At 69.2% G+C, this 18793-nt stretch carries 19 protein-coding genes; 14 read left to right on the top strand and 5 right to left on the bottom strand.

The features are described from left to right. The first annotated feature begins 101 nt into the window (after positions 1-101). The 10 genes from secY (at position 102) to truA (ending at position 7703) form a co-directional block, all read left to right on the top strand. On the top strand, positions 102-1415 hold the full coding sequence (secY, locus tag OHS71_RS16950; protein ID WP_328480228.1) for a preprotein translocase subunit SecY: 1314 nt from the start codon (positions 102-104) through the stop codon (positions 1413-1415). Then, entirely contained in the window at positions 1415-2077 is a 663-nt protein-coding gene (locus OHS71_RS16945) for an adenylate kinase (RefSeq protein WP_328480227.1), read from the top strand. Before secY ends, OHS71_RS16945 begins: the two co-directional genes overlap by 1 nt. Positions 2078-2181: 104 nt before the next feature. Continuing rightward, the gene (map, locus tag OHS71_RS16940; RefSeq protein ID WP_328480226.1) at positions 2182-3018 is read left to right on the top strand and encodes a type I methionyl aminopeptidase; all 837 of its coding nucleotides are present in this window, start codon (positions 2182-2184) and stop codon (positions 3016-3018) included. Between the two features lie 321 nt (positions 3019-3339). Further along, on the top strand, positions 3340-3561 hold the full coding sequence (infA, locus tag OHS71_RS16935; RefSeq protein WP_003948620.1) for a translation initiation factor IF-1: 222 nt from the start codon (positions 3340-3342) through the stop codon (positions 3559-3561). Positions 3562-3633: 72 nt separating this feature from the next. Then, positions 3634-3747, top strand: coding sequence for a 50S ribosomal protein L36 (gene rpmJ, locus OHS71_RS16930; protein ID WP_003998809.1), 114 nt, complete (start codon positions 3634-3636; stop codon positions 3745-3747). 229 nt (positions 3748-3976) lie between these two features. Continuing rightward, positions 3977-4357 carry a 30S ribosomal protein S13 gene (gene rpsM, locus OHS71_RS16925; RefSeq protein WP_307164922.1) on the top strand — a complete coding sequence of 127 codons (381 nt, stop codon included), beginning with the start codon at positions 3977-3979 and terminating at the stop codon, positions 4355-4357. Between the two features lie 70 nt (positions 4358-4427). Next, a complete protein-coding gene (rpsK, locus tag OHS71_RS16920; protein ID WP_010354218.1) occupies positions 4428-4832 on the top strand; it encodes a 30S ribosomal protein S11 in 405 nt (134 codons plus the stop codon). 175 nt (positions 4833-5007) lie between these two features. Further along, entirely contained in the window at positions 5008-6030 is a 1023-nt protein-coding gene (locus OHS71_RS16915; protein WP_081553201.1) for a DNA-directed RNA polymerase subunit alpha, read from the top strand. 191 nt (positions 6031-6221) lie between these two features. Next, positions 6222-6734 (top strand): 50S ribosomal protein L17, encoded by a 513-nt coding sequence (gene rplQ / locus OHS71_RS16910; protein ID WP_328480225.1) that lies wholly within the window; start codon positions 6222-6224, stop codon positions 6732-6734. A gap of 111 nt (positions 6735-6845) precedes the next feature. Continuing rightward, positions 6846-7703, top strand: coding sequence for a tRNA pseudouridine(38-40) synthase TruA (gene truA / locus OHS71_RS16905; RefSeq protein ID WP_328480224.1), 858 nt, complete (start codon positions 6846-6848; stop codon positions 7701-7703). Positions 7704-7751: 48 nt separating this feature from the next. Here truA and OHS71_RS16900 read toward each other — a convergent pair whose 3' ends face one another. Next, a complete protein-coding gene (locus tag OHS71_RS16900) occupies positions 7752-8627 on the bottom strand; it encodes a hypothetical protein (RefSeq protein ID WP_328480223.1) in 876 nt (291 codons plus the stop codon). A gap of 441 nt (positions 8628-9068) precedes the next feature. Here OHS71_RS16900 and rplM point away from each other — a divergent pair, with 441 nt between their 5' ends. The 3 genes from rplM (at position 9069) to glmM (ending at position 11707) form a co-directional block, all read left to right on the top strand. Continuing rightward, complete coding sequence (gene rplM, locus OHS71_RS16895; protein ID WP_020132189.1) at positions 9069-9512, top strand: 50S ribosomal protein L13; 444 nt, start codon at positions 9069-9071, stop codon at positions 9510-9512. 41 nt (positions 9513-9553) lie between these two features. Then, the gene (gene rpsI, locus OHS71_RS16890) at positions 9554-10075 is read left to right on the top strand and encodes a 30S ribosomal protein S9 (protein WP_328480222.1); all 522 of its coding nucleotides are present in this window, start codon (positions 9554-9556) and stop codon (positions 10073-10075) included. Between the two features lie 273 nt (positions 10076-10348). After that, the gene (glmM, locus tag OHS71_RS16885; RefSeq protein WP_328480221.1) at positions 10349-11707 is read left to right on the top strand and encodes a phosphoglucosamine mutase; all 1359 of its coding nucleotides are present in this window, start codon (positions 10349-10351) and stop codon (positions 11705-11707) included. 115 nt (positions 11708-11822) lie between these two features. On the opposite strand, the gene OHS71_RS16880 is transcribed toward glmM, so the two are convergent. Both OHS71_RS16880 and coaA read right to left on the bottom strand, forming a co-directional pair. Beyond that, positions 11823-12761, bottom strand: coding sequence for a DUF389 domain-containing protein (locus tag OHS71_RS16880; protein WP_328480220.1), 939 nt, complete (start codon positions 12759-12761; stop codon positions 11823-11825). A 16-nt stretch (positions 12762-12777) separates the two neighbouring features. After that, positions 12778-13746: a type I pantothenate kinase gene (coaA, locus tag OHS71_RS16875; RefSeq protein WP_328480219.1), complete on the bottom strand. Its 969-nt coding sequence runs from the start codon at positions 13744-13746 to the stop codon at positions 12778-12780. 163 nt (positions 13747-13909) lie between these two features. Between coaA and glmS the strand changes: the two genes are divergently transcribed. Next, the gene (gene glmS / locus OHS71_RS16870; RefSeq protein ID WP_328480218.1) at positions 13910-15757 is read left to right on the top strand and encodes a glutamine--fructose-6-phosphate transaminase (isomerizing); all 1848 of its coding nucleotides are present in this window, start codon (positions 13910-13912) and stop codon (positions 15755-15757) included. Between the two features lie 103 nt (positions 15758-15860). Here the strand turns inward: glmS and OHS71_RS16865 are convergent, their stop codons facing one another. Beyond that, on the bottom strand, positions 15861-17642 hold the full coding sequence (locus tag OHS71_RS16865) for a M16 family metallopeptidase (RefSeq protein WP_328480217.1): 1782 nt from the start codon (positions 17640-17642) through the stop codon (positions 15861-15863). Beyond that, on the bottom strand, positions 17639-18616 hold the full coding sequence (locus OHS71_RS16860; protein WP_328480216.1) for a hypothetical protein: 978 nt from the start codon (positions 18614-18616) through the stop codon (positions 17639-17641). Before OHS71_RS16860 ends, OHS71_RS16865 begins: the two co-directional genes overlap by 4 nt. Positions 18617-18793: the final 177 nt, after the last annotated feature.

Raw genomic sequence — 18793 nt, 5'->3', positions numbered from 1 at the left:
TGAGCGGCAGTCGACCGTTACACATGTCGTTGTCGTTGTTCTTATTGGACCCTCAAGACCGTCACCCTTGACGCAGATGCGCGGGGGTCGCAGGAGGCACCGTGCTCACCGCGTTCGCCCGGGCGTTCAGGACGCCCGACCTGCGCAAGAAGCTGCTCTTCACGCTCGCCATCATCGTGATCTACCGGCTCGGAACGCACATTCCGATCCCCGGTGTCGACTACACATCCGTTCAGCGGTGTGTGGACGAGGCGTCCGGCAACCAGGGCCTCTTCGGTCTGGTGAACATGTTCAGCGGCGGCGCGCTGCTGCAGATCACCATCTTCGCGCTGGGCATCATGCCGTACATCACGGCGAGCATCATCCTTCAGCTGCTGACCGTGGTCATCCCGCGTCTCGAAGCCCTCAAGAAGGAGGGCCAGGCCGGCACCGCGAAGATCACGCAGTACACCCGCTACCTCACGGTGGCACTCGCCATCCTGCAGGGCACCGGCCTGGTGGCCACCGCCCGCAGCGGCGCCCTGTTCTCCGGTTGCTCGGTCGCCTCGAGCATCGTCCCGGACCAGGCGATCTTCACCACCATCACCATGGTCATCTGCATGACCGCCGGTACCGCCATGGTCATGTGGCTCGGTGAGCTCATCACCGACCGCGGCATCGGCAACGGCATGTCGATCCTGATGTTCATCTCGATCGCCGCGACCTTCCCCTCCGCCCTGTGGGCCATCAAGAAGCAGGGCACGCTGGCGGGCGGTTGGATCGAGTTCGGCACCGTCATCCTGGTCGGCCTGGTCATGGTCGGTCTGGTGGTCTTCGTCGAGCAGGCCCAGCGCCGTATCCCCGTGCAGTACGCGAAGCGCATGATCGGCCGCCGGTCCTACGGCGGTACCTCGACGTACATCCCGCTCAAGGTGAACCAGGCCGGTGTGATCCCGGTCATCTTCGCCTCGTCGCTGCTCTACATCCCCGCCCTGGTCGCCCAGTTCTCCAGCGGAACCTCCGGCTGGAAGACCTGGATCGAGACCAATCTGACCAAGGGCGACCACCCGATCTACATCAGCATGTACTTCCTGCTGATCGTTTTCTTCGCGTTCTTCTATGTGGCTATCTCCTTCAACCCCGAGGAAGTAGCCGACAACATGAAGAAGTATGGTGGCTTCATCCCGGGCATCCGGGCTGGCCGACCGACCGCTGAGTACCTCTCGTACGTGCTCAACCGGATCACCTGGCCGGGTTCGCTGTATCTGGGTCTGATCGCTCTTGTACCGACGATGGCGTTGGTTGGCTTCGGGGCAAGCCAGAACTTCCCGTTCGGTGGTACCAGCATCCTGATCATCGTGGGTGTCGGTCTCGAGACGGTGAAGCAAATCGAGAGCCAGCTCCAGCAGCGCAATTACGAAGGGTTCCTCCGCTGATGCGTATCGTCCTCGTCGGGCCGCCGGGCGCCGGAAAGGGAACGCAGGCCACACGTCTGGCCGAGAAGCTCCGCGTTCCGCACATCTCCACGGGCGACCTGTTCCGCGCCAACATCAGCCAGCAGACGGAGCTCGGGAAACTCGCGAAGTCCTACATGGACGCCGGCAACCTCGTCCCCGACGAGGTCACCATCGCCATGGCCAAGGACCGCATGGAGCAGCCGGACGCCGAGCGCGGCTTCCTGCTGGACGGTTTCCCGCGCAACGTCTCGCAGGCCGAGGCGCTCGACGAGCTCCTCACCATCGAGGGCATCAAGCTGGACGCGGTACTGGACCTGGAGGCCCCGGAGGAGGAGGTCGTCAAGCGGATCGCCGGCCGGCGCATCTGCCGCAACGACTCCGCTCACGTCTTTCACGTGACGTACAAGAAGGCCGCCCGGGAAGGCGTCTGCGACGTCTGCGGCGGCGAGCTGTACCAGCGGGACGACGACTCCGAGGAGACGGTCCGCACGCGGCTCGAGGTCTACCACACGCAGACCGAGCCGATCATCGACTACTACAAGGCGCAGGGCCTGGTCGTGACCATCGAGGCCATGGGCCCGGTGGAAGAGGTCACCGCCCGTGCGCTGGCCGCACTGAAGCGTGAGGGCGACGACCAGTAGTCGTCGTCCCCGTACGGCCGTGGAGTCCTTCCGGACACCACGGCCGTACTGTTGTGTACATACGTAAGCCGACCGACCTGAGTGACGGAGAGCGCAGGCCCCCCATGGTGCAGATCAAGAGCCCCGAGCAGATCGCCAAGATGCGGGCGGCGGGGCTGGTCGTCGCCGCCATCCACGCGGCCACGCGCGAAGCGGCGGTGCCGGGGGCGACGACGAAGGACCTGGACGACGTGGCCCGCAAGGTCCTGGCGGAGAACGGCGCCAAGTCGAACTTCCTGGGCTACGGCGGCTTCCCCGCGACGATCTGCACCTCGGTCAACGACGTGGTGGTGCACGGCATCCCGTCCGACGAGGTGGTCCTCAAGGACGGCGACATCATCTCCATCGACTGCGGTGCGATCGTCGACGGCTGGCACGGCGACGCGGCGTACACGGCGTTCGTCGGCTCGGGCCACGCTCCGGAACTGATCGAGCTCTCGCGGGTGACCGAGGAGTCGATGTGGGCCGGCATCGCCGCCATGAAGCTGGGCAACCGCCTGGTCGACGTCTCCCGTGCGATCGAGACGTACATCCGCCGTCAGCCCAAGCCCGGCGGCGGCCGCTACGGGATCATCGAGGACTACGGCGGCCACGGCATCGGCACCGAGATGCACATGGACCCCCATCTGCTGAACTACGTGGACCGCAAGCGGGGCAAGGGCCCGAAGCTGGTTCCCGGCTTCTGCCTGGCCATCGAGCCGATGGTCTCGCTGGGCACCCCGCGCACGGAGGTCCTGGAGGACGACTGGACCGTCATCACGACCGATGGCACCTGGTCCTCGCACTGGGAGCACTCGGTCGCGCTGACGGAGGAGGGTCCGCTGGTGCTCACGTCTCCCGACGGGGGCAAGGCGAAGCTGGCGGAGCACGGGGTCGTCGCGGCGCCGGACCCGCTCGCCTGAGGCTCCCCTCCCCCGGGAGGTGAGCCCCGCGGGTTCCCCGCCCCCGCCTCCGCCCCCCCCGCGGTCCCGTCCCTGGGGCTGTGCCCCCGGACCCGGACCCCTGTCGGCCCTGAACGGGCCCCCTCGTCCCCGAAGCCGGACGGGCCCGGGAGGCCGGGGTCCGCTTAAGGATCTCGCCCCCGGGGCAGACTTCTCGATTCGTCTTTCCGCGGTGCCTGACGTAGACTGACTCGTCGGCTCTCGTGCACCCGCATGTCTGCATGCACCCCTTGAGGGGAACGCAGGGGAGTCGATCAAGGTAGTCGATTCGAAGGGCGAAGCGTGGCCAAGAAGCAAGGTGCCATCGAGATCGAGGGCACTGTCGTCGAGTCTCTTCCGAACGCCATGTTCAAGGTCGAGCTCCAGAACGGCCACCAGGTCCTGGCACACATCAGCGGCAAGATGCGTATGCACTACATCCGTATCCTCCCTGACGACCGGGTCGTGGTGGAGCTGTCTCCGTACGACCTCACGCGTGGCCGGATCGTCTACCGCTACAAGTAGATCTTGCCCCGGCTCCGTGCGCTCTCCCGCGTGCGGGGTTGCCGGCAACTGACCCGGAGAACCTCACATCCCATGAAGGTCAAGCCGAGCGTCAAGAAGATCTGCGACAAGTGCAGGGTGATCCGCCGTCACGGTCGGGTCATGGTCATTTGCGAGAACCCGCGCCACAAGCAGCGCCAGGGCTGATCGCTCAGAGATCACACCCTCTGCATCGATATCGCAGAGACTTCGCGCGACGCGAGCAAATTGTTCATACGCAGGTCCCAGGCGGGTCTCCCGCCTGACACCCCCGGCTCGGAGGCCGGGGACCCAGTTCGTACCTAATCCTCGACTGTGCCTCGCGCACGGTACGAGGAGGCCGGCGGATGGGATCCGGATCTGTGGAAGACCTCCGAAGATCAACTGGAGCCATTGAATGGCACGCGTTTCCGGTGTCGACATCCCGCGCGAAAAGCGTGTGGAGGTCGCCCTCACCTACGTGTTCGGCATCGGCCGGACCCTCTCCCAGGAGACGCTGGCAGCGACCGGCGTCGACCCGAACACCCGCGTTCGCGACCTCTCCGAGGAGCAGCTCGTCGCGATCCGCGAGTACGTGGACGCCAACATCAAGACCGAGGGTGACCTCCGTCGCGAGATCCAGGCCGACATCCGCCGCAAGGTCGAGATCGGCAGCTACCAGGGTCTCCGTCACCGTCGTGGTCTGCCTGTCCGCGGTCAGCGCACCAGCACGAACGCTCGTACCCGCAAGGGCCCGCGTCGCGCCATCGCCGGCAAGAAGAAGCCGGGCAAGAAGTAGTCCTCAGCGGACAACGCTTCATCAGCGGTCTTCGCTGTAGGACCGACCACCTCCCCGTAGGAGTTTGTAGATGCCCCCCAAGGGTCGTCAGGGCGCTGCCAAGAAGGTGCGCCGCAAGGAAAAGAAGAACGTCGCGCACGGCCAGGCGCACATCAAGAGCACGTTCAACAACACGATCGTGTCCATCACGGACCCGGCCGGAAACGTGATCTCGTGGGCCTCCGCCGGCCACGTCGGTTTCAAGGGCTCGCGCAAGTCCACGCCGTTCGCCGCGCAGATGGCCGCCGAGTCGGCTGCCCGTCGCGCGCAGGAGCACGGCATGCGCAAGGTCGACGTCTTCGTCAAGGGCCCGGGCGCCGGTCGTGAGACCGCCATCCGTTCCCTCCAGGCGACGGGCCTCGAGGTCGGCTCCATCCAGGACGTCACCCCGACCCCGCACAACGGCTGCCGTCCGCCGAAGCGCCGTCGCGTCTGACGCAGCGGCTCACGCAGGCCGGGAACGGCCGCGTGTCGGTCTGAGGCTTTCGGGCGGTACGGCTCCGTAAAAGGGCCGTATCGCCCGTACCCTTGCAGTACCCGTGCGGTGAGTACGCACGGTTCCGTCGGGCGTCAAATAGCGGGCGTCCACGAAAGAAGGATCTGATCGCCACATGCTGATCGCTCAGCGTCCCTCGTTGACCGAAGAGGTCGTCGACGAATTCCGCTCCCGGTTCGTGATCGAGCCGCTGGAGCCGGGCTTCGGTTACACCCTCGGCAACTCCCTTCGCCGGACCCTCCTCTCCTCGATCCCGGGTGCGGCGGTCACGTCCATCCGTATCGACGGCGTGCTGCACGAGTTCACCACCGTGCCGGGCGTCAAGGAGGACGTCACCGACCTGATCCTCAACATCAAGCAGCTGGTCGTCTCCTCGGAGCACGACGAGCCGGTCGTGATGTACCTGCGCAAGCAGGGCCCGGGTCTGGTCACCGCCGCCGACATCGCGCCCCCGGCCGGTGTCGAGGTCCACAACCCCGACCTCGTCCTCGCCACGCTCAACGGCAAGGGCAAGCTGGAGATGGAGCTGACCGTCGAGCGCGGTCGCGGTTACGTCTCCGCCGTGCAGAACAAGCAGCTCGGTCAGGAGATCGGGCGCGTCCCGGTCGACTCGATCTACTCGCCGGTTCTCAAGGTCACGTACAAGGTCGAGGCCACGCGTGTCGAGCAGCGCACCGACTTCGACAAGCTGATCGTCGACGTCGAGACCAAGCAGGCGATGCGTCCCCGTGACGCCATGGCCTCCGCCGGTAAGACGCTGGTCGAGCTGTTCGGTCTCGCCCGCGAGCTGAACATCGACGCCGAGGGCATCGACATGGGCCCGTCCCCCACGGACGCCGCCCTCGCCGCTGATCTCGCCCTGCCGATCGAGGAGCTCGAGCTCACCGTTCGGTCGTACAACTGCCTCAAGCGTGAGGGCATCCACTCCGTGGGTGAGCTCGTGGCCCGCTCCGAGGCCGACCTCCTGGACATCCGCAACTTCGGTGCGAAGTCCATCGACGAGGTCAAGGCGAAGCTGGCCGGAATGGGCCTGGCGCTCAAGGACAGCCCGCCCGGATTCGACCCGACCGCCGCCGCGGACGCCTTCGGCGCCGACGACGACGCGGACGCCGGGTTCGTGGAGACCGAGCAGTACTGAGCGCTCCGCGAACCGGCCGGTTCGTGACTGCGGACCCGTCGTGGCTGGTCGCGCAGTTCCCCGCGCCCCTCTGGGGGCGCGGACACTCCGGGTGCGCCTGAAACGCGCCCGGATCTTCGACAGACAACCGTCTGCTCGGATACTGACCCCGGTACCTGATACGGCCGGGGCAGACACCTAGGAGAAACGCCATGCCGAAGCCCACCAAGGGTGCCCGTCTGGGCGGCAGCGCCGCGCACGAGAAGCTGCTCCTCGCGAACCTCGCGAAGTCGCTCTTCGAGCACGGCCGCATCACCACCACCGAGGCGAAGGCGCGCAAGCTGCGTCCGTACGCCGAGCGTCTGGTCACCAAGGCGAAGAAGGGCGACCTTCACAACCGCCGTCAGGTGCTCCAGGTGATCACGGACAAGAGCGTCGTGCACACGCTCTTCACCGAGATCGGCCCGCGCTACGAGAACCGTCCGGGTGGTTACACCCGCATCACCAAGATCGGTAACCGTCGTGGCGACAACGCGCCCATGGCTGTCATCGAGCTGGTCGAGGCGCTGACCGTCGCGCAGCAGGCCACCGGTGAGGCCGAGGCCGCCACCAAGCGTGCGGTCAAGGAAGACGCCGTCAAGAAGGACGAGGTCGTCGAGGACGCCAAGCCCGCCGACGAGGCCGCGGCCGACGAGGCTCCGGCCGAGGAGTCCAAGGACGCCTGAGGCTCCGCCTCGCAGTGGACGGGTCCGCCCTTCGGGGCGGGCCCGTTCCGCGTTTTCGCGGGCGTTTCCGAGGGTGTTCTCCGCAGGTCGCAGGCTTGAGAGGAGCTAGGGGTGAGTGACGAGGTACAGCCCGGGTCCGTACGGGTCCGGATGGATCTCTCGTACGACGGGAGCGGATTCTCCGGGTGGGCCAAGCAGGCCGGCGGGCGGCGGACCGTGCAGGGGGAGATCGAGGACGCCCTGCGGACCGTGACGCGGTCCAAGGACACCACGTACGAGCTGACGGTGGCCGGGCGGACGGACGCCGGTGTGCACGCGCGCGGGCAGGTGGCACACGTCGACCTGCCGGAGGAGCTCTGGGCCGAGCACCGCGAGAAGCTGCTGAAGCGGCTTGCCGGACGGCTCGACAAGGACGTACGGATCTGGTCCCTCGAAGAGGCGCCGGCCGGATTCAACGCACGCTTCTCGGCGATCTGGCGGCGGTACGCGTACCGGGTCACGGACGATCCGGGGGGCGTCGACCCGCTGCTGCGCAGCCACGTCCTCTGGCACGACTGGCCACTGGACGTCGACGCCATGAACGAGGCCGCCCGGCGGCTGCTCGGCGAGCACGACTTCGCGGCCTACTGCAAGCGGCGGGAGGGGGCGACGACCATTCGCACCCTCCAGGAGCTGAGCCTGCTGCGGGGCGAGGACGGTGTGATCACCGCGACCGTCCGGGCCGACGCGTTCTGCCACAACATGGTGCGTTCCCTGATCGGGGCCCTGCTGTTCGTGGGCGACGGGCACCGGTCCGCGGAGTGGCCGGGGAAGGTGCTGGCCGCGGGTGTGCGGGACTCTGCCGTGCATGTCGTACGGCCGCACGGGCTGACGCTGGAGGAGGTCGGCTACCCGGCCGACGAGCTGCTCGCCGCACGCAACAAGGAGGCGCGCAACAAGCGGACGCTGCCCGGGGCCGGGTGCTGCTGACCTCGCCGGGGGGACGCCGACCTCGCGGTCGCGGATCGGCGGCCGCGGTCAGTTGTTCGCGGCCGCCGACGCCGCGGCCTCGCCGCGCTGGCGGATCCGCTGGAAGGTGAACTCCGCGAGGTCGTCGCCGGCGGCGAAGACGGCCGTGTCCTTCGTCGTCACGTTCTTGCCGTTCGTGAAGCCGGTGATGGTGAAGTAGGCGTACCGGCCGTACGAGTTGGTCGTGGAGCGGCAGATCGCGCCGTCGCAGAAGGCCTTGACGCCGCCGCCGGTGAGGGCCTTGACGATGCTCTTGTTGTCGGACTGGCTCTTGACCTTGAGGGCCTGTGCCTCGGTGTCGAAGACCGCGACACCGACCGTCACCGCGATGTCGTCCTTGGTGTACGTGATGCGCATGAGGCGCGTGCAGCCGTTGGCGGTGAGGACCTGGGGCAGCGTGCCCTGGACGCCCGTGGTGCAGGTGGTGCTGTCGGCCTTGGGGCCCTTCTTGTACACGGCCGAGCCCATGGTCAGCTGCGTCCCGGGGAAGAGCAGGTCCGGCCCGTTGGGGGCGGTGTCCTTGGCCTTGCTGGCGATGAACTCCTTCGGGTCCAGCGGGGGCGGGGCGCTGGTCGGCGCGAAGGAGGGGGTGCCGGACGCGCTCGGCAGGCCGGCGGAGGCGGGCAGCGAGGAGGTCGGCCTGTTCGCCCCGTCGTTGCCGTTCGCCGAGACCACGGCCATGGTCACGGCGGTGCCGATGGCCAGCGTGGCGAGCACGCCGCCGCCTATGAGGAACAGCCGACGGCGCCTGTTGCGCGTCTCGGACGCCTCCGCGAGCGCGGCCCAGTCCGGGGTCGGGCCGTCATCCCCGCTGGTCCACGGCTGCTGGGAGTTCGGTTTCCACGGATCCCACTGGGACTGAGGTCCCCCCTGCCCATAGCTCATGGGCCGCATCTTAGACGGGCAGTGGGGGATGCTGTTCCGCCTCCACCTGCGCCGGAGCCCCCGGCGTTCGGGGCGCGAGTGCGGGCAAAGGTGACATCTGTGGGTGGTTGGTACAGCGTTCTCGCAGGCCGGGTGCGAGTGTGTGGTGCAGGCCACTCGGCGGCCGGGTTTCCCGGCGGGCGCTTCCGGAGAGCCTGACATGCTCACGCGTCATCGGGTGACAGGCCCCGTTTTGACCCCGCCCCCGAGACACGGGTATCCTGCATCTTCGTTGTGTATTGGCTTGCTCTTCTCACGGGACGGGCCCTTACACCGGTCCACCGGGCCGATGACCAGCGACCAGCACGCGGTTTGCGTCACCGCAGTGCGGTCTCGGCTGTCGTGATCGTCTTCGGTGACCTTGTCAGGACCAATTCACTGAAGAAGCGAAGGCTACGAACCGTGCGTACGTACAGCCCCAAGCCCGGCGATGTGACGCGCCAGTGGCACGTCATCGACGCTCAGGACATCGTCCTGGGCCGTCTCGCCACCACTGCCGCGTCCCTCCTCCGGGGCAAGCACAAGCCGATCTACGCGCCCCACGTCGACACCGGTGACTTCGTCATCATCATCAACGCCGACAAGGTGCACCTGTCCGGCAACAAGCGGACCCAGAAGATGGCGTACCGCCACTCCGGCTACCCGGGCGGTCTGCGCTCCGTGCGCTACGACGACCTCCTGGCGAACAACCCCGAGAAGGCCGTCGAGAAGGCCGTCAAGGGCATGCTCCCCAAGAACACGCTGGGCCGTCAGATGCTGTCGAAGCTGAAGGTCTACAAGGGTGACGTGCACCCGCACGCGGCGCAGCAGCCCGTGCCGTTCGAGATCACCCAGGTCGCGCAGTAATTCCGGCCACACCCCCTAGCTGAAAAGAACTGAGGAGAACCGTGGCCGAGACCACTGCCGAGCAGCCGCTCGAAGAGACCGAGCTCGTCGACATCGAGAGCTACACCACCGAGTCCGAGGTCCCCGTCGAGGGTGAGTACACCTCGGAGTCCCTCGCGTCCCGCTTCGGCGAGGCCCAGCCGGCCGCCGGCCTGGGCCGTCGTAAGAACGCCATCGCCCGCGTCCGGATCGTTCCGGGCACCGGCAAGTGGAAGATCAACGGTCGCACCCTCGAGGACTACTTCCCGAACAAGGTGCACCAGCAGGAAGTCAACGAGCCCTTCAAGGTGCTCGAGCTCGACGGCCGCTACGACGTCATCGCCCGCATCGCGGGTGGCGGTGTCTCCGGTCAGGCCGGTGCGCTCCGTCTCGGTGTCGCCCGCGCGCTGAACGAGGCCGACGTCGACAACAACCGTGGCGCCCTCAAGAAGGCCGGCTTCCTCACGCGTGACGACCGCGCGGTCGAGCGCAAGAAGGCCGGTCTCAAGAAGGCCCGCAAGGCCCCGCAGTACAGCAAGCGCTAAGCTTCGCTGCCTGCTCGTACGTATTCCGGGTCGGACCGGTTCGGTTCGCCCGCACGTACTCCGAACGCCCCGGCGGCACGCCACAGTGTCGCCGGGGCGTTCGTTTTCTCGCAGCCGTGGGCGTATAACGGCACAAGGTGCTCAAAGGCTTGTGTGATCGGATGTTCAGGGCATCCAATGCCTGGATGCGGAGCCGCCGCCGACCGGCTGACCGGTCGATCGTCCGACGCACCCGCACGCCTTTCGAAAACTGACCCTTCCTCAGGAGGACAAGTGGGACGACTCTTCGGCACGGACGGCGTGCGCGGTGTCGCCAACGCGGATCTGACGGCGGAGATGGCCCTCGGCCTGTCCGTCGCGGCGGCGCACGTGCTGGCCGAGGCGGGCACCTTCGAGGGCCACCGGCCGGTGGCCGTCGTCGGACGGGACCCGCGCGCCTCCGGAGAGTTCCTGGAAGCCGCTGTGGTCGCCGGCCTCGCGAGCGCGGGCGTGGACGTGCTGAAGGTCGGCGTGCTGCCGACGCCCGCCGTCGCGTACCTCACCGGCGTGCTCGGCGCCGACCTCGGCGTGATGCTCTCCGCCAGCCACAACGCCATGCCCGACAACGGCATCAAGTTCTTCGCCCGCGGTGGCCACAAGCTCGCCGACGAACTCGAGGACGCGATCGAGTCCGTCTTCGAGGAGCACCGCACCGGCGCGCCCTGGAGCCGGCCGACCGGCAGCGGTGTGGGACGCGTGCGGTCGTACGACGAAGGGTTCGACCGCTACGTCGCGCACCTCATCGCCGTGCTTCCCAACCGGCTGGACGGGCTGCGGATCGTCCTCGACGAGGCGCACGGCGCCGCCGCCCGGGTGTCCCCGGAGGCGTTCACGCGGGCCGGCGCGGAGGTCGTCACCATCGGGGCCGAGCCCGACGGGCTCAACATCAACGACGGGTGCGGGTCCACTCACCTGGACAAGCTGAAGGCCGCGGTCATCGAGCACGGGGCCGCCTTCGGCATCGCGCACGACGGCGACGCCGACCGGTGCCTGGCCGTGGACCACACGGGTGACGAGATCGACGGGGACCAGATCCTCGCGGTGCTCGCGCTGTCCATGCGGGAGCGGGGCGTGCTGCGGTCCGACACCGTGGTCGCGACCGTCATGTCCAACCTCGGCTTCAAGCTGGCCATGGAGCGCGAAGGTATTCAGCTCGTGCAGGCCGCCGTCGGCGACCGGTACGTGCTGGAGGAGATGAAGCAGCACGGCTACGCGCTCGGCGGCGAGCAGTCCGGCCATGTGATCATCCTCGACCACGCGACGACCGGTGACGGGACGCTGACGGGGCTGATGCTGGCGGCGCGGGTCGCCGAGAGCGGACGTTCGCTGCGGGAACTGGCCTCCGTGATGGAGCGGTTGCCTCAGGTGCTGATCAATGTGCCGGACGTCGACAGGTCGCGGGTCGCGGACTCGGCGGAGCTGGCGGCTGCCGTGGGCGAGGCGGAGCGGGAACTCGGGGCTACCGGGCGGGTGTTGCTTCGGCCCTCGGGGACCGAGTCGCTCGTGCGGGTCATGGTCGAGGCTGCCGATATCGATCAGGCGCGCTCTGTCGCCGGGCGGCTGGCGGATGTGGTGAAGTCGGCGCTGGGTTAGCCGAAGTCCGGCCGGGGCGGGCCGGGTTCGGGTTCGGGGTTCTGTGCGTCGCGGGCTGCGGGTTCGTCGTGGCTGGTCGCGCAGTTCCCCGCGCCCCTGGGTGGGGGGGAGTGGGCTAGGCGGGGTGGCGTGGGCGGCGTTGTCTGGCCCAGAAGTACTTCTGGGCCAGCAGGGTCAGTGTTCCCGCCAGGATGATGCCCAGCAGGTTCAGCAGGAGTTGTTCCGTCGAGCCCCAGGTCTGTTCGGTGTCGCCGTAGCTGAGGGCCACGGCCGCGTTGGCGGCTGCCGGGACCGTCGTCACCGAGATGGCCACGCCCACCAGGGCGCCGGACTTCGCCGAGGTCAGGGAGAGGGTGCCGGCGGCGCCCGCCAGGACGGCCACGATGAAGGAGAAGGCGTCGGGGGCGTAGACGAAGCCGGTCTGGGGGCGGTCGGCCTCCAGTTGCGCCTTGCTGAACAGGTCGATCGCGTCCATGAAGAGGCTGAAGCCCACCGTCACCGACATCGCGACGGCGAAACCGACCAGCAGGGCGATCAGGGAGCGCAGGGCCAGGCGGGGAGCGCGTTGCACGATCGACGTGGAGACACCGGCCAGCGGGCCGAACTCCGGGCCCACCGCCATCGCGCCCACGATCAGGACCGCGTTGTCGAGCACCACACCGCAGGCCGCGATCATCGTGGCGAGGGTGATGAACGCGAGGTACGTGACGGAGAGCGTCGACTCCTCGTGGGTGGCATCCGTGAGGTGCTCCCACAGGACCGCGTCGGCGCCCTCGCCCGGCGCCTCCGCCTCCGCCTTGTCGGCCCGCCGCGAGAGCGAGAGATCGATGTTCTCCACGGCGATCGAGCCGGTCCGGTCGATTCCCAACTCCTGGAGTTCGCTGAGGAGTTCGTCGCCCGCCTCGCGCGCGACGTCGCACATCACGACATCGCCGGCCGGGTTGCGGGCCGCCCCCGGCACCACCACGAGGTGGGTGGCGCCGACGGTCCTCTCGATCAGACGGACCACGTCGTCGGTCCGGTCCGACGGGGTGATCAGGCGCAGGTGCAGCATGCAGGCAGGGTAGCCGTCAGAGTTTGCGCAGACTCAGGCGGCGGACCTTGTGGTCCTGGCCCTTGCGGACGACGAGGGTGGCCCGGCCCCGGGTGGGAGCGATGTTCTCCACCAGGTTGGGCTTGTTGATGGTGCGCCAGAGGGTGCGGGCGTAGTCGACGGCCTCCTCCTCGGAGACCTGGGTGTACTTCCTGAAGTACGAGTCCGGGTTCTGGAAGGCCGTGTGGCGCAGTTTCCGGAACCGGTTGAGGTACCAGCGCTCGATGTCCTCGGCGCTCGCGTCGACGTACACGCTGAAGTCGAAGTAGTCGGCGAGCCCGACGCGGGTGCGGCCGTCCTGGCCGGGGAGGGCGGGCTGAAGGACGTTCAGACCCTCGACGATCAGGATGTCGGGGCGCCGGACGGTGAGTTTGCGGTCCGGGACGATGTCGTAGATCAGGTGGGAGTAGACGGGGGCGGTGACCTCGCCCTTGCCCGCCTTGATGTCGGCCACGAAGCGGGTCAGCGCGCGGCGGTCGTAGGACTCGGGGAAGCCCTTGCGGGACATCAGGCCGCGGGATTCGAGTTCCGCGGTGGGGAGCAGGAAACCGTCCGTCGTGACCAGCTCCACGCGGGGGTGTTCCGGCCAGCGGGACAGCAGGGCCTGGAGGAGCCGGGCGACCGTCGACTTGCCGACCGCCACGGAGCCCGCGACGCCTATCACGAACGGGGTGCCCGACTGTGAGCCCTGTTCGCCGAGGAAGGTGTTCAGAGCTCCGCGCAGGCCGTCGGTGGCGCCGACGTAGAGGTTCAGGAGACGGGACAGCGGCAGGTAGATGTCGCGTACCTCGTCGAGGTCGATGACGTCACCGAGGCCACGCAGCTTCTCGACCTCCTCGGCGGTCAGCGGCAGCGGGGTCTTCTCGCGCAGCGCGCTCCACTCGGAGCGGGTGAGGTCGACGTAGGGAGTCGCCTCCGGCCTGTGCCGGTGGGCGCTCCGGGGCATCGGGGGGACCGGAGAGATCACAGTCCATTGTTAACGGAGTTTGAACGGGATGGCGGGTGGGGTCCGTCACGCCCGGCCGGGGCCGCGTACAGCCGTGGGAATTTCCGAAATCGGGCACGCGAGGACTCTTTCGGGGCGAGGTCCGGCCCGTAGGCTGCCGCGCATGTGCGGAATCGTGGGATACGTGGGGTCTCAGTCGGCGCTAGAGGTCGTCATGGCCGGGCTGAGACGGCTGGAGTACCGGGGCTACGACTCGGCGGGTGTCGCCGTGCTGGCGGACGGGGGACTCGCCGCCGCGAGGAAGGCGGGCAAGCTCGTCAACCTGGAGAAGGAACTCGGGGCGCGGCCGCTGCCGACCGGGACCACGGCCATCGGGCACACCCGGTGGGCCACCCATGGCGGGCCGACGGATGCCAACGCGCATCCGCACCTCGACAACGCCGGACGCGTCGCCGTGGTGCACAACGGGATCATCGAGAACTTCGCCGGGCTGCGGGCCGAACTGGCCGAGCGGGGGCACGAGCTGCTCTCCGAGACCGACACCGAGGTGGTCGCCCATCTGCTCGCCGAGGAGTTCTCGGTGACGGCCGACCTCGCCGAGGCCATGCGGCTGGTGTGCCGGCGGCTGGAGGGGGCGTTCACGCTGGTCGCGGCGCACGCGGACGAACCGGATGTGGTGGTCGGGGCGCGGCGCAACTCGCCGCTCGTGGTGGGCGTCGGCGAGGGCGAGGCCTTTCTCGCCTCGGACGTCGCCGCGTTCATCGCCCATACGCGGTCGGCGATCGAGCTGGGTCAGGACCAGGTCGTCGAGCTGCGGCGGGACGGTGTGACGGTGACCGGCTTCGACGGCTCTCCGGCCGACGTGCGTTCCTATCACGTCGACTGGGACGCGTCGGCCGCGGAGAAGGGGGGCTACGACTACTTCATGCTCAAGGAGATCGCCGAGCAGCCCAAGGCGGTCGCCGACACCCTGCTCGGCCGCATCGACGTCTCCGGGGCGCTGACGCTCGACGAGGTGCGGATCCCGGCCTCCGAGCTGCGGGAGGTCGACAAGGTCGTCATCGTCGCGTGCGGTACGGCTTTCCACGCGGGTCTCATCGCCAAGTACGCCATCGAGCACTGGACGCGGATCCCGTGCGAGGTGGAGCTCGCCAGTGAGTTCCGCTACCGGGATCCGATCCTCGACGCGCGCTCCCTGGTCATCGCCATCTCGCAGTCCGGGGAGACGATGGACACGCTCATGGCGCTGCGGCACGCCCGGGAGCAGGGGTCCAGGGTGCTGGCGATCTGCAACACCAACGGGTCGACGATCCCCCGGGAGTCGGACGCGGTGCTGTACACGCACGCGGGGCCGGAGGTGGCCGTCGCGTCGACCAAGGCGTTCCTGACGCAGCTGGTGGCCTGCTATCTCGTCGCGCTGTACCTCGGCCAGGTGCGCGGCACCAAGTGGGGCGACGAGATCCGGGCCGCCATCCTGGATCTCGCGCAGATCCCCGGCGCGGTCGAGCGGGTGCTGGGGACCATGGGGCCGGTGCGGGAGCTGGCGCGGTCCCTCGCCCACAAGGACACCGTGCTGTTCCTGGGACGGCACGTGGGATACCCCGTCGCGCTGGAGGGCGCGCTGAAGCTGAAGGAGCTCGCCTACATGCACGCGGAGGGCTTCGCCGCCGGTGAGCTGAAGCACGGGCCGATCGCGCTCATCGAGGAGGATCTGCCGGTGGTGGTCGTCGTCCCCTCGCCGCGCGGGCGGTCCGTCCTGCACGACAAGATCGTGTCCAACATCCAGGAGATCCGGGCCCGGGGGGCGCGGACGATCGTCATCGCGGAGGAGGGGGACGAGGCGGTGGTGCCGTACGCCGACCATCTCGTGCGGATCCCGGTCACGCCGGTGCTGCTGTCGCCGCTCGTCGCGACGGTCCCCCTCCAGGTGTTCGCGTGCGAGCTGGCCACGGCGCGGGGCAACGAGGTCGACCAGCCGCGGAACCTGGCGAAGTCGGTGACGGTGGAGTGAGGGGCCCGCGGCGGGCGCCTGAGGCGGGCGCCTGGGGGGGCGCCTGAGGGGGGGGCGCCTGAGGGAGGGGCGCAGTTCCCCGCGCCCCTCCCTCAGAGGGTTGTCAGGCTCGCCTGCGTTGCCTGCGGGCCGCGTAGACCTTCCAGGTCGCGAAGAGCAGGGGGAGTTCCAAGATCCAGACGCCTGTCACCACGTCCCACTCCGGAGCGGCCACCGAGGCCTCGTCGGCCGTGATGACCGCGCACAGCAGGCCCCACACCGCGGCGAGCAGGCCGACCAGCCACAGCGCGCTCGTCCAGGCCCAGAGGGAGCCTTTGGCGCCCGAGGGCCGCGCGGCCGAGTCCCGTTTGCGCGGCTGCGGGATGTGGTCGGGCTCGCGGGCCGGCATCGGGACCACCACCTGCGGGGGTACGGCCGCGTCCAGCGCCGCGATCCGTTCCGGCTTCACCCCCCGGTACAGGGTGGGCTCCACGGTGACGGAGAAGCCGTCGTGGCCGGTCAGGGTGCGGGCGCCGTCGGGGCGGGTGGTCATCGCCGAGCAGGCGTCGTAGCGGACGGTGACCGGACCCCTGGGCGTCAGCAGGCTCACGCCCTCGGCGCCGATGACGAGGGTGACCTCGTCGTCCTCCAGGGACTGGTGGCGGGTGCCGGTGAGGGCGGTCGGCGAGTACTGCGGGGCGAGGGTGAGCCCCGCCCAGTCCAGGCCCCGGCCCGGTACCTGGACCAGCGCGTCGGCCCATGCCTCGCGGGCGACCTCGCGCAGATCGTCCGTCGTCACCGCGTTCAGCTCGGCCCGGTGCTGCTCGGGAGTGAGGATCGGGTGCCCGAGCAGCAGACTCAGCGCGTACGAGGGGAGCGCGGAGGCCGCGAGGTCGGGTGAGTCGTACACCTTGAGGAGCTTGGCGCGGGCGGAGTCCAGTTCGGACTGCTCGATGCGGCCGGCGCGCAGCCGGGCGAGGGTGTCGACGAAGCCGCCGACGACCGCGTCCTGCTTGTGCGGCAGGGAGTCCGCGTACGCGGTGAGGGTGGCGAAGTCGGCGTCGCGCGGGGAGTAGTCGGCCTCCGCGGAGTACGAGTAGCCGCCCTCCTGGCGCAGGTCCTGGAAGAGGGCGCGGCCCAGCACGTCCGCGAAGACACTGCCCGCGGTGGAGCGGCGGATCACCGAGGTGAGGACGACATGGCCGTCGTCGCCGCCGATGTACGCGGGGGTGGTGGGCAGCGCGCTGGTCGCGGCCGGGGCGGGGAGGCGGGTGCCGCCGGGAAGACTGAGGTCCAGGCCGTCGGGCACGTGGTCGCCGGTGATCCACAGCACCGCGTTGTCCCTGGTGAAGCGGGTCTCGGCCCAGTGGCGCACCTGATCGGGAGTCAGGCTCCAGGTGCCGAGCTCGTTGTAGCTGGACAGCCCGTAGCCGCGGGCGCCGTACCGCCAGAGCGGCATCCGGTGCTGGGGGCCGCCGCCACGGCCGGCCGCCTCGGTGCGCAGGATCTCCTTCTCCGTCTCCAGCCGCTGCATCGGCAGGTCCCGCAGCCCGGCGCACACGCTGTTGAGGTACTCGACCACCTCCTCCTCGCTGCCGGTGACGTGGAAGAGGGTGTAGGCGTTCGCCGTCGCGCCGTTGTAGTGCAGGTCGGACAGGCCGAGGCGGTGCAGGGCGAGGTGCTCGACGAGATGGGTGATGCCGGCGGTGGCCAGGGTCTCGTCGGCGCGGCCCACCCGGAAGAAGAGACCGGCGGTGATCTCGTTGCCGGAGGAGGGGGCGTAGAGGGTGGGGACGTGGTCCGTGGTGGTGTGGGAGACGAGGCCGGCGAGAGCGTCGAGTGCGGCGGTGTCGCCGCCGCTGCCGCCGTCGCCGCTGTCGACGTGCTCGTGCAGGTCGGTGGTCATCGGATGCCGCCTCCTCGGGCTTCCAGCGCCGCCTTGCGCGACTTCACGAACGACGACTTCATGTCGGGCACGTACTGCCACGGGAACTCGGACGCGCGGTCGCCGAGGAAGGCGAAGTGCGGGGCCGCGTCCGCCCAGTGGTTGCCGAGCGAGAAGGCGAACGCGAACGCGTTGTGCGCGCCGATCGAGTTCCAGTCGGTCCGGTGGGCCGGGTGCAGCACGGAGACCTGGGCGGCGTTGCGCAGGTCGTCGCGGACCGCCGCGCCCCGCATGTAGGCCGCGTCCTCGCCGATCTTCAGGTCCAGCCAGCGCTCGATGTGGGCGAGGGCGACCAGGGCGCCGGAGTTCGAGCCGTCGGGGGCCGCGATGGCGCACTCCCGGGCGAAGCCGTGCGCCGCCTCCCAGGAGCCGCCCCACTTGGGGCACAGCTGCTGGAGCAGCTGGGTCTGCGCACGGTAGTGGTGGGGGTGGTGGGCGCAGAGGCGGTCGTAGCGGCGGCGCGCCTCGGCCTGGCCGAGCTGGAGACCGCGCGCGGTCGTCAGCCGGGTGGTCCAGGCGGGAGCGTACGAGGGATGCTCGGCGCAGATCTCGATCAGCAACTGCTCGGCCCTGCGCAGCCAGTCGTGGAACTCGGCGAACTGGTGCTGGGAGACATGCTGGGCGCGGGCGCCGCTGCGGATGTCCCAGCCGATGCAGACGTACCGCCCGGCGAGCAGCGTGCGCGGCAGCGGGTCGCCGGGCGACTGGGCGACCGCCCGCTCCAGGAAGTTCTCGACGCCGTGGATGTCGGCGAGGAGGCTGGAGGCCGTGGCGAGTTCGTCGACCGAGCCGAGCCCCGCGAAGTACGCCTGCACGGCCGGCCAGTCCCCGGCCTGCGCGGCGCTGCGCAGCGGTATCAGCTCGGGTGTGTTGTCGTACGGGTCGAAGGTCGGTCCCCAGGTGCTCGTGGGTCCGCCGTCGGTGGTGCTGGTCATGCCTCCGCCCCCTGGCGTCGCTGTCCGCGGCGCGCGGGCTGGCCCCCCAGGGCGCGCGGCGGGTTCTTCCCCGATATGACCGGATGTGGTCCCCGGTGTGGTCCGGAGTGATCCGGAGTGATGCGGCTTGATCAAGTCGCCGCAGGCTAGCAGCAGGCTGTGACAGCGCGCCCGTAG

The organism is Streptomyces sp. NBC_00377 (genome assembly GCF_036075115.1).
Classification (GTDB): Bacteria; Actinomycetota; Actinomycetes; order Streptomycetales; family Streptomycetaceae; genus Streptomyces.
The sequence above is the reverse complement of the archived record's forward strand: the minus strand, read 5'-3'. Positions and strand labels throughout refer to the sequence as shown.

Coding starts and splice junctions, on each gene's coding strand:
- map (WP_328480226.1), top strand. CDS start 2,182: ATGGTGCAGATCAAGAGCCCCGAGCAGATCGCCAAGATGCGGGCGGCG.
- rpsK (WP_010354218.1), top strand. CDS start 4,428: ATGCCCCCCAAGGGTCGTCAGGGCGCTGCCAAGAAGGTGCGCCGCAAG.
- OHS71_RS16915 (WP_081553201.1), top strand. CDS start 5,008: ATGCTGATCGCTCAGCGTCCCTCGTTGACCGAAGAGGTCGTCGACGAA.
- OHS71_RS16900 (WP_328480223.1), bottom strand. CDS start 8,627: ATGAGCTATGGGCAGGGGGGACCTCAGTCCCAGTGGGATCCGTGGAAA.
- OHS71_RS16880 (WP_328480220.1), bottom strand. CDS start 12,761: ATGCTGCACCTGCGCCTGATCACCCCGTCGGACCGGACCGACGACGTG.
- OHS71_RS16865 (WP_328480217.1), bottom strand. CDS start 17,642: ATGACCACCGACCTGCACGAGCACGTCGACAGCGGCGACGGCGGCAGC.
- rpsM (WP_307164922.1), top strand. CDS start 3,977: ATGGCACGCGTTTCCGGTGTCGACATCCCGCGCGAAAAGCGTGTGGAG.
- OHS71_RS16945 (WP_328480227.1), top strand. CDS start 1,415: ATGCGTATCGTCCTCGTCGGGCCGCCGGGCGCCGGAAAGGGAACGCAG.
- rpmJ (WP_003998809.1), top strand. CDS start 3,634: ATGAAGGTCAAGCCGAGCGTCAAGAAGATCTGCGACAAGTGCAGGGTG.
- rplQ (WP_328480225.1), top strand. CDS start 6,222: ATGCCGAAGCCCACCAAGGGTGCCCGTCTGGGCGGCAGCGCCGCGCAC.
- coaA (WP_328480219.1), bottom strand. CDS start 13,746: ATGCCCCGGAGCGCCCACCGGCACAGGCCGGAGGCGACTCCCTACGTC.
- glmS (WP_328480218.1), top strand. CDS start 13,910: ATGTGCGGAATCGTGGGATACGTGGGGTCTCAGTCGGCGCTAGAGGTC.
- OHS71_RS16860 (WP_328480216.1), bottom strand. CDS start 18,616: ATGACCAGCACCACCGACGGCGGACCCACGAGCACCTGGGGACCGACC.